Origin of the sequence: Desulfopila inferna (genome assembly GCF_016919005.1) — a bacterium.
In the GTDB taxonomy this organism is placed as follows: Bacteria; Desulfobacterota; Desulfobulbia; order Desulfobulbales; family Desulfocapsaceae; genus Desulfopila_A; species Desulfopila_A inferna.
Map to the genome: position 1 here is coordinate 19,787 of NZ_JAFFQE010000010.1, position 13,136 is coordinate 32,922.

Annotated in this window: 12 protein-coding genes; 5 read left to right on the forward strand and 7 right to left on the reverse strand. The window is 46.3% G+C overall.

Annotated features, from left to right (window positions below; all coding sequences use genetic code 11):
- Positions 1–99: 99 nt before the first annotated feature.
- Together JWG88_RS19715 and JWG88_RS19720 are read right to left on the reverse strand one after the other, a co-directional pair.
- Positions 100–2,337 (reverse strand): hybrid sensor histidine kinase/response regulator, encoded by a 2,238-nt coding sequence (locus JWG88_RS19715; protein WP_205235520.1) that lies wholly within the window; start codon positions 2,335–2,337, stop codon positions 100–102.
- Positions 2,338–2,825: 488 nt separating this feature from the next.
- Complete coding sequence (locus JWG88_RS19720) at positions 2,826–4,304, reverse strand: sigma-54-dependent transcriptional regulator (protein ID WP_205235521.1); 1,479 nt, start codon at positions 4,302–4,304, stop codon at positions 2,826–2,828.
- Positions 4,305–5,004: 700 nt separating this feature from the next.
- On the opposite strand from JWG88_RS19720, the gene JWG88_RS19725 reads away from it, so the two are divergent.
- Positions 5,005–5,607: a response regulator gene (locus tag JWG88_RS19725; RefSeq protein WP_205235522.1), complete on the forward strand. Its 603-nt coding sequence runs from the start codon at positions 5,005–5,007 to the stop codon at positions 5,605–5,607.
- A 172-nt stretch (positions 5,608–5,779) separates the two neighbouring features.
- Positions 5,780–6,907 carry a sensor histidine kinase gene (locus JWG88_RS19730; RefSeq protein ID WP_205235523.1) on the forward strand — a complete coding sequence of 376 codons (1,128 nt, stop codon included), beginning with the start codon at positions 5,780–5,782 and terminating at the stop codon, positions 6,905–6,907.
- A 135-nt stretch (positions 6,908–7,042) separates the two neighbouring features.
- Here the strand turns inward: JWG88_RS19730 and JWG88_RS19735 are convergent, their stop codons facing one another.
- The 4 genes from JWG88_RS19735 to JWG88_RS19750 form a co-directional block, all read right to left on the reverse strand.
- Positions 7,043–7,297, reverse strand: coding sequence for a hypothetical protein (locus JWG88_RS19735; protein WP_205235524.1), 255 nt, complete (start codon positions 7,295–7,297; stop codon positions 7,043–7,045).
- 91 nt (positions 7,298–7,388) lie between these two features.
- Positions 7,389–8,084 (reverse strand): SDR family oxidoreductase, encoded by a 696-nt coding sequence (locus tag JWG88_RS19740; RefSeq protein ID WP_205235525.1) that lies wholly within the window; start codon positions 8,082–8,084, stop codon positions 7,389–7,391.
- A 188-nt stretch (positions 8,085–8,272) separates the two neighbouring features.
- On the reverse strand, positions 8,273–8,743 hold the full coding sequence (locus JWG88_RS19745) for a universal stress protein (protein ID WP_205235526.1): 471 nt from the start codon (positions 8,741–8,743) through the stop codon (positions 8,273–8,275).
- 90 nt (positions 8,744–8,833) lie between these two features.
- Positions 8,834–9,028, reverse strand: a complete 195-nt coding sequence (locus JWG88_RS19750) for a hypothetical protein (RefSeq protein WP_205235527.1) — start codon at positions 9,026–9,028, stop codon at positions 8,834–8,836.
- 803 nt (positions 9,029–9,831) lie between these two features.
- Here JWG88_RS19750 and JWG88_RS19755 point away from each other — a divergent pair.
- The 3 genes from JWG88_RS19755 (at position 9,832) to JWG88_RS19765 (ending at position 11,757) form a co-directional block, all read left to right on the forward strand.
- Positions 9,832–10,083, forward strand: a complete 252-nt coding sequence (locus JWG88_RS19755; protein WP_205235528.1) for a hypothetical protein — start codon at positions 9,832–9,834, stop codon at positions 10,081–10,083.
- Positions 10,084–10,170: 87 nt separating this feature from the next.
- A complete protein-coding gene (locus JWG88_RS19760; protein ID WP_205235529.1) occupies positions 10,171–10,611 on the forward strand; it encodes an Hsp20/alpha crystallin family protein in 441 nt (146 codons plus the stop codon).
- A gap of 189 nt (positions 10,612–10,800) precedes the next feature.
- A complete protein-coding gene (locus JWG88_RS19765; RefSeq protein WP_205235530.1) occupies positions 10,801–11,757 on the forward strand; it encodes a 1-phosphofructokinase family hexose kinase in 957 nt (318 codons plus the stop codon).
- A gap of 78 nt (positions 11,758–11,835) precedes the next feature.
- Here the strand turns inward: JWG88_RS19765 and cfa are convergent, their stop codons facing one another.
- Positions 11,836–13,032: a cyclopropane fatty acyl phospholipid synthase gene (gene cfa / locus JWG88_RS19770; protein ID WP_205235531.1), complete on the reverse strand. Its 1,197-nt coding sequence runs from the start codon at positions 13,030–13,032 to the stop codon at positions 11,836–11,838.
- Positions 13,033–13,136 lie beyond the last annotated feature (104 nt).

The window sequence follows — 13,136 nt, forward strand, 5'->3', positions numbered from 1 at the left end:
TAATCATTAACATCAAGAACACCACTCTTTTTCCAAACCCAGCTTAGCTGGGTAATGAACTTCAACAGACTATTTCAACAACATTAGGTTTTCTGACTGTCAGCTGTCCAATGCTCCACGAACGGCTTTGATAAAAGCTTCTTTCCCAAACGGCTTCTGCAGAAGTTCATGAATGTTATTCGGCCCTTCATCCAAAGGTCTGCCCTCCTGAGCTAATCCGGAACATAAAATCACAGGAATACCAGGACAAAGGTGCTCTGCTTCAGCAGCAAGTTCTTTTCCCGTCAAACCCGGCATGGCCAGATCAGTAACGATTGCATCAAACACACAGGGAGATTGCCGCATTACGGCAAGCGCATCCCTTGGGTGCTCGTATGCGGATACCCGATAACCATAGTGCTCGAGATAATGCTGCATCAGCTTGAGAACAGCAACTTCATCATCCACCACCATGATCTTTTCATTTCCCTCCAGAGAAGTAAGCTCTTCCAGGTCGTCCTGTTCCTGAAACTCCTCCTTGTATTCCGGGAAAAAGAGATCAAAGCGGGTGCCCTTGCCGGGCGTACTTTTTACTTTAATTTCTCCACCGACAGCCTTGACGATACCGTAGACCACCGAAAGCCCAAGCCCGGTTCCTCTATCCAATTCCTTGGTGGTAAAGTAAGGATCAAAAATTTTATCAATATGAGCAGGATTGATCCCGCTGCCATTATCGGTAACGGTCAAGCGAAGATAATCTCCCGGAGGCAGAGCAACATCGACATATTCCTGTTCTTTTTCTGTTATCTTGTGTGCAGCAAGAATTACTCGTATTTCTCCACCGCTATCCAGCATGGACTGATAAGAATTTGCACATAGATTCATTATGATGCGATGCATTTGACTGGGGTCGATTTCAATAAATTTATCAGTTTGGATGTCCTGATATATCTCGATGTGCGGAGGAATGGAGGAACGCAGCATTTTCACAGCTTCCTTGGCCACAAAAGAGACCTGAATAGGCTGTTTTTTCTCGTCTTTCTTGCGGCTGAAAGTAAGTATCTGGTTTACCAGATCATTAGCTCTTTCTCCCGCAGCGATGACCATCTTCAAATTTTCATATTCCCGGGATCCAGGCGGCAACTCTTCCATGGTTAGCTGACTGTATCCCAGGATAGCAGAAAGCAGGTTATTGAAGTCATGAGCGATACCACCAGCCAGCGTGCCGATGGACTCCATTCTCTGGGCCTGAAACACATGGGCCTCCATTTCCTTGTTGATTTGCTGTAATCTATTTTGTTCAGTTACATCCGTAACCAGTACCATCACAGCAGGTTTATCGTTCCAGTCAAGCATCACCGCATTTATCCGCAACCAGCGCACCTCCCTGTCCCGGTTGAGGATCCGCAGTTCCTTATCCCTGGGGAATTCTTTCCCTTCAGATAAAAGCGAAAAAAGAGATTTTATTGTGGCCTTGTCATCTTCATACACATTATCGAGATATGCGGTACTACGAATTTCGTCTTTACCATAGCCGGTTATCGCCAAAAGCTGAGAATTGCCGTAAACTATGCGTTCGTCTTGTATGACGGCGACGCCTTCATTGGCATTTTCCAAAAGGCTCCTATATTTTTCTTCTGATTTCTGAAGCTTGTTTTTGACCCGCTCCAGATCAGTTACATCAAATGCTGAAATCAGCACCCTGTCACAGATATCTTGGTGATCGGATAGAACCAGCCACCTGAGCACTAAAGCCCCCTTCCGCTCACGGCTTTGGAAGAAACTCAGCTGCATCTCAAATTGAGCCTTACCCTTGACGATGGCAATTATTTCCTGTTTCATAAAGGCAAAGGGATCAACAAACAGTTGGGACAAAGAGCCGTGCATTTCTTCCCGGTCCTGCAACCCCAGGACATTGAGAGCTGCTATATTGATTTCCAGAGTAACAACTCTGGTGAGACATGCCTGAATACATTCAGGATGAATTTCCAAATATTCTTCTATATCATCGACATTAAACAGGTCTGAATTATGCAAATACTCTTTAACGCGAGTGAGATCCTCTTCCCATAAGGGTCCGGGTGAGTTATGAAATGCGGTGCGATATCGTTTTTCACTCTCTTCTTTTCTGTCAACCGCATCCTGGATTTTCTGACAGTCGATTTTCAGAACGAAATAGAGCAATGTTGCTGTTACAGCAACAAATATCAGTCCTTTAAGGGTTTGCGCATAATCAGGAGAGAGACTAAAGACCACAAAAGAATCAATGGCCCGATCGGTGACTAGAATCCAGATACTCCCGAAAAGAAGGTATTTCACAACTACTTTTTTTGGATAATATCTTGTTATTTCAGACATAGTTCCTTAACCAGTATTATAACATTCGCTGAAGTAGATAAATCGCTTCAGCAGACCAAAATACATGTCTCGCCCCTCGAGAACAATCTGCTGCGGCGTACAGAGTTAACTTTTATGAAGATATCGACACATTCTAGCACTTCCAAAAAGAAATATCTAACCGGCTTCTGAAGAGTGCATTTTATCTGTTGGGGATTTTCACAGCACCGTCAATACCAGGATCTCTTGAAAATCATCGAAGTCCTTAAGATGAGCTCTGCGATAAGCGCAGGCGTCGAGAAAGTTCGATGGTCGGCGAAGTGTCTGAGATGGCAGGCAGTACATGTGTGGTACGGCGGATCGCCGCTTTCAGACGGAGATTAATCTCTTTACAAGTCCATGTAGGTCTTGGATGTCCTGCCTGAGAGGACCAAAGTCTTACACGACAGGACTATTGGACACTTTCTGGAAAGATTTCAATAGCGACGGCCCCATCGGGAGTACCCCGTTTATTCTGTCTCTTCCTGAATATTGAGGCTTGTTTCCTTATTGGACAGCTCATATTTTTTGAGGAGATCATACAGTCTGGAGCGGGAAAGACCTGCCGTCTGACAACAGAGTTTGATGTCGCCGTCGGTCAGTTCAAGCAACTGCTGCAGATACTTTCGTTCCTCTAGCTGAATCGCGCGGTCTCTGGCTTCCTTTATTGTTGGAATATTGGAGATTTCGACGATTTCGTTTTCCGCCTCAGCGGTTTCTGTTAAAGGTTTTTTCCCTCTATTGAGTTTCTTTTTTGTAACCGCCAGCCTGATGTTTAAGGGAAGATGGGTGGGATCAAGAATGGTACTGTCCTGGGCATCAGTTATGGAGCGCTCTACTGCCTGAAAAAGCTCCCGGACATTCCCTGGCCAGTCATACTGATTGAGAATCATTAAATAGTCAGGGGAGAGCTTTTTATTTTTCAGCTTATTCCGCTTGCAAAAAAGGGTGCGGTAATGATAGGCAAGTTCAGTGACATCTGTTGTCCTCCGACGTAATGATGGAAGTTCAAGCTGAAAGGTTTTGAGCCGGAAGAAGAGATCTTCCCGGAATGTTCCTTCCTCCACCATTAATTCAAGGTTTCTATTTGTTGCCGCGATCAGCCGAAAATTGCTCTCGATTTCCGTATTGCTGCCGACTGGGAGAAACTTACGTTCCTGAATAACCCGCAGTAATTTTTTCTGTATTTCAAGAGGCATCTCCCCGATTTCGTCAAGAAAAAGGGTCCCGCCATCGGCCTGTTTAATCAATCCCGTCTGGCTTTTATCCGCTCCGGTAAAGGACCCCTTGGCATGACCGAAAAGGATGCTTTCAACGAGCGTGGAAGGTAGGGCCGCACAATCCACAGTCGTCATATTCTTCCTTGCCCGGGGGCTGATATTGTGGATCGCTGAAGCAAAAAGCTCCTTCCCCGTGCCGGTTTCACCGGTGATGAGAACACTTGCGTCGGATTGAGCTACGCGCACCGTCAAGTTCACGCAGTTGCGGATAGCTTTGCTTCTGCCGATAATGCCGGTATCTTCTAACTGCTGCTGGATCTCCCGTTGCTTATCGACCGCATTTTGTCCTTTGTTGCGGCGATACCGCAGAACCCGCTTTAACAGGTCCGGTAACTTTTTGTGCGGAGAAGGGTCTATGATATAGTCCCACACCCCACCTTTGAGGGCATGCTCGGCATGTTCAGGATCGCCTACTGCAGTGTAGATGAGAATTTCAGGAGAGGGGTGCAGCGACTGATAATCTTCAATGGCATAACAGGAAGCACCATCGGGGAGGATATCCCTCATCAGAACAACAGCAAATCCTTCATTGCCTTTTGCCTGTATACCTTCCTGAAGAGTGGAGGCATTCCGGACCACTATACCAAGCTGATCCGAGACTTTACGCAGGGCTTCAGCTACTGTAGTTTCATTGTCGATTACAAGAACTTTCAGGTTTGTATCCGGCATAGTTATGAGTACCTTTACTGACTGATGTCTTGTGTTTTTTCGCAAGAAAACAAGACACCTGTAGCTCTTATACCCCTCAAGGGGGTACTGCAAAAAGTCCAGCTCAACTGGGTTAGAATAACAACGATAGGTTTACTTAAGCAGAAAGACAACTTTTCCTCCCAAACGTATTATGTAATATTTAATTAAAGAATATCAAGGCAGAAGAGTCGAAGGTGAAAGATATACGAACAGAGAGTTTGTTATTTATAGAAATCGATACGTTGCCGCCGAACGAAAGAAAGGGCGAAGAGCAAGGCATAACAAATTATCCGATATTCTATTTTACAGGAGCTTACTCTATATGTCGCTCATAGTTGGTGTCTACCCGGGAATTAGCAATTTCGATCTACGCACTTACTTACCTGGGGGCTCGATTGATTAACCGCAAGCATGTTTTTGATATCGGTGCCTTGCGCCTTTCCCCGGTAATTTAAATTTTGAAGGCAACCGGTAAACGATATCATGGGACTCCGACAAGTTAGGCCCAAGTGCCATTTTATTTGAATAGATTATTTTATAGCACAATACAGAAAAATAGTACAGTTCAACAAAATCAGCCTGGAAATTTTCTTTACTTTATGTTTGAGTATGAAATTTGCAGATAGACAGTCAACTCCAAGAGATATCAAACCAACACTTATTCACATTGGCACGGCTTATGGGCAAGATTAACATTCTCATTGTGGAAGATAATCCGGCGGATGTTCTCCTGATAAAAGAGTATCTGTCCGAAAACAAACACATTCGCCAGGATCTAGCAGAAGCTGAGACCCTTGAGTCTGCACTCGGTCTTCTATCTCATTATAATTTTGATGCAGTGCTGCTGGACCTGCGCCTTCCTGATTCCTCAGGTCTGGATACGGTCCGGAAAATAATTACACCGTATCCCGATACCGCTGTGATTGTTCTCTCGGGATTGCAGGATGAGGAACTGGCTCTTCAGGCGGTGCGCTTCGGAGCCCAGGATTTTCTTGAGAAACAGCACCTTTCCCCTGCCTCCCTGAGCAAATCGCTGCTCTATTCCATTGAGCGCAAGAAGGCGATGCAGGAAAAAGAGGATCTCCTTCATGACCTCACCCTGGCCTTGAAGAAAATAGAATCACTTGAAGGGATTCTGCCGATTTGTCTGAGCTGCAAAAAGATTCTCACCGAAAATAATCAATGGCAGCGCATCGAAGAGTATATACGTGACCACTCCGAAGCAAGAACAGTTAATATGATATGCCCAGACTGCAAAAACGATCTTGAAGAAAGCTACTGATACATTCCTGCCTTTTTCCTTATCGCAAGCCGTTGTTGAAAAAAATCCTGTTTGATGACGTCATAACCTACTTTTTGTCCTGCCATATGAAACTATTGGAAAATCACCGAGAAGTTTCATTGATGAGCGCACCGACAGACAGCATCCCTTCTGACCATAAGAGATATACACGTTGAAAAGTCTGGAAAGAAAACTCAAAGTAAGCAGAGACAGACTCCATTTGATTACGGATTCGATGCCTGCCCTCATAGCTTATTTGAGCAATGAGGAGAAATTTGTCTTCTGCAATGCCGAACATTATAAATGGTTCGGTATCTCACCTAAAGAAGCCATCGGCATGACCCCTGCCGACATATTCGACAATCATGTGCTCCAGGAAATCCAGCCTTATCTCGAAAGGGTCCTCGAAGGAGAGCAGGTTACTTTCGAAATCCAAATCCCCCATCGTCTCAAAGGTCTCCGCATCTGCAATATGACCCTTATTCCCCATGCCGTGGAAGACCGCACTATCGTCGGATTCTGTGTGCTGGCTACGGATGTCACAGAGTCAAAAAGGGCGGAAGCCATTGAAGAAGAAAAAAATCAGCAGTTGAGCAGGGCTTTGAAAAAAGTTAAGGCTTCCAACAGGGAACTGGAACAGTTTGCCTCGGTTTGTTCACACGACCTGCAGGAGCCCCTGCGCATGATCAAGGCATATGCCGATCTCCTCGAGAGGCGATATGGAGAAAACTTTGACGAGACGGCAACCACCTATTTCCAGTATATTGCCAAGGGCGCTCACCGCATGCAGCTCATGGTTGACAGCCTGCTCGATTATGCCAGGCTGGGGGCTGCCGACCAACCCCTAAGTAGAGTGGACATGGAACAAGTGCTGCAGCAGGCCCTGGACAATATCGACCCCTTCATCCGCAAGAACGGTGCAGAGATCACCTCTGATCCTCTTCCTGAAATATACGGCCACCCTATCCATCTCCTCCGCCTGATGCAGAATCTTTTGAGCAATGCCATAAAATTTCGCAGCAGAGAAATTCCCATGATTCATATAAGTGCAGAATCCCGCAATGGAGAGTGGGTTTTCAGCATTCGCGACAACGGGATCGGCATTGACCCCAGCCACGGTAATATGATTTTTGATCTTTTCCAGCGTATTGAACCTTCAGAAGATATTGCAGGCACTGGAATGGGACTCGCCCTGTGCCAGAAAATTGTCGAAAACCATGAAGGGAAACTCTGGTATGAAAGTGAAATCGGAAAAGGGACTACATTTTTTTTCACTCTTGTGAAGTATAACGATATTTAAAGAGAGAAAAGTGCTTTCCAGGCCCCTCGAATTAGTATCCGGGCTGAAACTACTCAAAGAGGCCGGACCGAGATGATCGGCCCGACAATTCCAGTGTACACACATTGAAATATTTCCGCCGCCTCCAATAAGCCGTCAAAACTGCTGTCCCTCTATGTTTTTTCTGAGCTGTGCTATTTCCAGACCCAGGGAAGTGCACTTGTTCCCCTCCATACAATCATCGGCATCAGGTATTTCAAGATGATGCTTGAGTTCCCTTGAATCTTTTACTAAATCGACAATCCACACGTTTTTATCTGCATCAAATTCAACATCTATATCAATGCCGCATTCACCTATTTCAGGATATAATTCAGTAATTTTTTTGCATAGTTCTTCTCTGTTGTACATATTTCCCTCCTGTCATCGCTATTTTCCCATCCGACTGATCCGGTAAGACCGGACACGATACTTATCAGTTTGATATTTCATCCTGCCTAACTTACCATGGAATCTCCTCGCCATCGTAACTGAAAAATTTTCCCGTCTGCTCCATGGTAAATCCCTCGATAATCTGCCGCATTCCGCTCACACTTTCCCTGGTGGAAATACCTTTCAACGGCCCTATACGTGTCATCACCGCACCGGGATGCAGAAGCAATACTCCTATTTCCTGCTCCTTCATCTCTGCGGAGATCCCCTGCATGGCCGCATTTAATGCCGACTTACTGGAACGATAGTAAAAACTGTCCCCTTCGTTGATTTCGGCAATACGCTCCATATGACTACTGAGAACAACAATCAACCTGACGGTTGTGCTCTCTGCAATATTTCCAAGAAGCGCTTCGGTGATACGAACAGGCCCCAGGGTATTTACTTCAAAGGTCCTCCGCCAATTGTCATAATGGATGCAGTCAATTCCCACACTTCGTTTTCTGAAGTAGACTCCAGCGTTATTTATCAAAATATTGATAGGAACTTCCATGAGTTCCTGACATAAGCTATTGATATCCTCCTGCTGGGTGATGTCAAGCCTGTGAATAGTGAGACGGCTGTGGAGTTCGAGGAGCATGTGCAGTGATTGCGCTTCGGTCGGCCTGCGGCAGGTGGCATACACATGCCAGCCACTCTCCAGATATTGGCGGGTAAATTCCAACCCTATACCGCGATTGCTGCCGGTGATCAATACCCTCTTCACAGCAACCACCGTTTGATTTTCCACCAGCCTGAGTCATGGGCATAGAGGGGCGCAACTGGTCGACGCAGCATCTCCAAGCTGCGCCCGCTTTCAGCTTGCCTAATGTATCTGTTATTAATCGGCATTCCCATTTCAACAGTTCCTTTAGATCGCCTCATTCCTGCAAAGGCTTTGGGCTTTCAGGCCAACTATTTCTCTGTGGATTTTTCGGGGATAATAAGTACTGGAACGGTGGATTGGCGAACCGTCTTCTCGGCAACCGACCCCAACATAAAATGACTGAGTCCGGTGCGGCCATGCGTGGCCATCACAATCATTCCGACGTCGTTTTCTTTTGCAAAGTCAGCTATCACATCGGCAGGTATACCGATTTTCACATGGCTCTCAACCTCTACACCCTCGGCCACCTTTCCCTCTACCACCTGGTGAAGTTCCTTTTCAGCAGTCTTCAGTAGTTCCTGCTCATAAAGAGGAACATCAAAACCTTTCATGGCTACAGGCGCAAAACCAGAACCGGTAACGGTAGGCACCTGATGAACTACCTGGAGTGCATATAATTTTACCTGAAATTTCTGAGCAAGCTCTATTGCCGCATCCAGTGCATTCAAGGCGGGATGGCTTCCGTCAGTCGGCCAAAGTATCGATGTGATCGGTAGCATTACCTCCTCCGTTTGTAGGTTATAAAATTCAGATAATGGCTATATTTCAACGCTACCAAAGCAGAACATGCACCGCTCACTGGAAATAAACTATTCATTTTTTTCATTATTTTCCTCACCTGCTGTGCATTTCCAGGAATCATGCTGCTTCGAATTGCGTTCCCCATCAAAAACATTGCGGCCATTCCCTTCCCGATTTCGCCTTTCTTCACCTTTTTCATCCACCATTTCTTCAAGATGTTTAAAGGTTTTTTTTAGTATCTGCTCTGCAGTCAGGTTTTTCATTTTTTCTATCCATTAATAAGTAGGACTACTACGTTTCTTACCAAGTCCCTCGAGAACCACTGCTCCATGGCCCCACCTGTTCCTCCGCCCTGCAATGAAACGGCAAAAGAAATGAGGCGTCGACAACGAGGAATACTCAGCGATATCAACAGACCCCGATGGTTATCCCCGATAGCAGAATGGCCCTCACGCCAAAAAGCGTTGCCAGGATTCCACGGATCAGAAATGACCACCAATTTTTCCATACAGACTATCAATTGCCTCATATCATTGAATACCGCAGTTCGGGCTGCGAAATCCTTCAAGTTCATATTAATTGGTGGATGCAATTCCTTTGCCTGTTTGTATTCTAAAATAATGCCTAGAGGAAATGTGCATACAGAAGGCAGCTGAAAATGATACAGGAAACGGGTGAAATACGATTTTTCGGATTACTGGCGCTTAAGCCAAAGAGTAGCCTTTTCTCCTGGTAATAGCGTTCATTATCCCATATATCGGGTTTCCCGTCCGACTGCAGAGGACCCAGTCCTATGCCATAAGATTTCGCACAGGTCGATTAAACAGCAGAAAATAATTTCTGATGAGCCCGCCAAAGCCTGGGCTACATCTTAGGCAGGCCTCCGACGATACAGATATGTCAGAGGCCTGCCAAAAACCAGCATTGCGGGAACCCGGTGTTTTCGAGGCCATCATGACAACCCGGATCTTGAACCCTGCACCGTAGCCCAGTGGCATACATTTTGCTTGCTTTTGATAGAACACGAGAGTCAAAAAAGGTTGAAAAAATCAAAAGAGGCAGACGAATGGTACGCCAAAGCACAGTAGATATGAAACGTTTATGGGAGCTTGCCCAGGAAGGCAAAGATGCTCAGGAGATAATGAAAGAGTTGAATATTTCTGATATGGCCACACTCAAGAATGCTTTGCAGAACCTGGTCGACCAGAAGGGGAAGTCGGTCAATGTACCAGGTTTGATCGGCAAGGGTTCTGTAAATCAAAGCTATACAGATAGCGGGGTACGGGTTCCTCCGGGCATGTCCAGGGATAAATCGTAAACCTAAGAACCTATCGGTAGACCTGCCGTTATTATTGAGCAGCAGCGAAACTTTTAATCACAACAGATGTGAACATAGAGGATAATAATGACAACTAAACGAGAAGTCATCAGACGGCCGGCGAGTCTGCCCCAGCGAATGTACGAAATACATACCCTCTTCCATCAATTTCTAAACGAGTTGCAATCCAGATCCCCGGCGATAGAGCTTCCAGGTTATTGGATTCCGAATATTGATATTTACGAAACAAATGCTGCTGTGGTGCTTGAAATAGAGGTTCCGGGAATAACGCCTAAAGATTTTGATTTTACAATAGATGGCGACCTGATACGGATAAAGGGAGAAAAACGGCAGGAAATTCAGGAGGAAGGAAGCAGCTTCAGACGACTTGAAAGACGCTATGGCATGTTCGAAAGAATTTTGAGACTGCCGGCAGAGGTATCTGAACATAAAGTCGGGGCAATCTATCAGGACGGCATCCTGAAAATCACGCTGCCCAAAAAAGCAAGCGAGGAGCAGCTTTTCTGAAACAAAAGTCAAGATGGATAATAGACTGAAGAAAAACGATATGAGCACATCCACCTGAACCTTGGCTTTTCCTGAAAGGCAGGATGAGTCCGCCGGCATTGGACATCATGCGCCACTTCACTAATGGTGTGAGAATGCAGGGAGCAGGAATTGGTTCACTTTTTCGAATTCTTTGATGGAGAGGAAAACATGAGTGATGATCATCGAATCGTGACCCTTACCATCAATCCCAGTCTCGATATTAGTGCCGACGTGGATACCCTGGAGCCTACCACAAAGATGCGCTGCCGCAATGTCATGATTGATCCCGGGGGCGGCGGAATCAACGTCAGCAGGGCCATCACCCTGCTCGGCGGTACTACTACTGCCGTATTTCCAGCGGGAGGCAGCACAGGCAGAAGCATTAACTCCATGCTGAGCGATGAAGGAGTCAGGAGCGAAGCTGTTTCGATGGAAGGCACCAACAGGCAAAACTTCGCCATCCGGGAGAAGGAAAGCGGACGACAATATCGGTTCGCTCTGCCGGGTCCGCAAATCCGTGAAGAGGAGTGGCGTCAGTCATTGCACAAGACAGGCAAACTGGGCGAGGCGGCAGATTTTGTAGTTGCCTCGGGAAGCCTGCCTCCGGGAGCACCTGATGATTTTTACGGAAGAGTCGTAAAGCTGTTCAATGGCAGCCCAACCAAGGTCATTGTGGATACATCGGGAGATGCTCTCAAGCACGCTCTGCAGCAGGAAATTTATCTCATTAAACCGAACCGGCAGGAACTCGAATATATCTGCGGCTGCTCTCTGGTCCAGGAGAAGGATCAGGAGAAAATGTGCCGCGACATGGTTGACCGTGGCAAGTGTGAAGTTCTGGTACTTACTCTGGGTAAGGATGGCGCATTGCTTACTTCTGCAGAAGAGCAGGTCCGCATCCCTGCGCTGAAGGTCAGGGAGGTCAGTTCTATTGGTGCCGGCGACAGCTTCGTCGGCGCCATGGTCCTGGCACTGCAGAGAGGAGAGGAATTGGCTGATGCCCTGCTCTACGGCATGGCGGCCGGAACGGCAGCTTTGACCACCGAGGCGACACAACTGTGCCGTAAAGAAGATACCGATAGACTATTCGAAGAATATCGGGAGATCCACCGCGCTCAGCGATGATACATTCTGCGGCAATAAGGAAATATTAATGAGATTTTTCATCGTTTCCACGTTGACATCTTTCAATTAATAGAGAGATTAATTTTTTTCCATACAGGCAACAGAAGCAGGATGGTACTCCAGGCTGATCCCCCCGCATTTACTGCAACGGTTGTTATGATAACCACCTATGATTCCATTCGGAGATAATACCACCTGCCAGACCTGCATGTTTCTGGCACGAAAGCCTCCCGCGGTGGCGAGAAGATAATAGCACCACATCCGATAGAAACGTTGACTATACCTGTCGCGCAGATTTTTCCAGTTTTTCCTGAAATTTCCATACCAGGCCAGCAAAGTCCTGTCATAATCGGCACCGATATTATGCCAGTCCTCCATGACGAATTTTTGCTCCAGAGCTGCTCCGAGCTGAGAAATAGAGGGCAGCATGCCGTTGGGGAAGATATATTTGTCAAACCAGCTGTCGCAGTTGCGTTTTGATTCATTCGAGGCAATGGTGTGCAGGAGAAAGAGACCGTCCTCCTTGAGACAGCGGCGGACAACTCTCATGAAAGAGTTGTAATTTTTATATCCCACATGTTCAAACATGCCGACAGAGACTATGGCGTCGAATGTTCCTTTGGTATTCCGGTAATCTTCAAGTTTGAATTCCACAGGCAGGCCGGCATATCGTTGCCTGGCAAACTCGAACTGTTCCTTGGAAATGGTCAGACCAACAGCAGAAACACCATATTTTTCAGCGGCATAACCGGCAAGACCGCCCCAGCCGCAGCCGATATCGAGCAGCCTCATTCCAGGTTCGAGCTGAAGCTTGGTGCATATCATCTCCAGTTTATTCTGCTGAGCCGCCTCAAGATCCGCTGCCTTTTTCCAGTAGCCGCAGCTGTAATTCATCCGGAAATCGAGCATTTGAGCAAACAGATCATTGCCGGCATCATAATGCTTTTCCCCTACTTCATAAGCCTTGCGCCTGTTCTGTCGGTTAAAGAGGGTAGCCTTGACGGCATTGGCAATAACAATGGGTGAAGTCCGCACCTTTTCATTGATTTTATGGTAGAGAAGCTTGAAGAAAAACTGATCAAGAGCTCGGCATTCCCACCAGCCATCCATGTAAGCTTCTCCCAATCCCAGAGATCCCTCTTTGGAAATGCGATCAAAAAAGCCTCTGTTTTTGATCTGAATGTCCCATGGCCGGCTCCCATCCGTTCTGATATCGGCTTCCGCCAGAAGATTAGAAAGATACTGTTCAGTAGAATTCTGAATAAATCCGATCATGACAATCCTCCATTCTTTATTCCACGATATGCAACGACCTTCCTATTTACATGATACTGCAACACCTTGAATTGAAAGATTTCCTATATAAAAAACTATAGCCT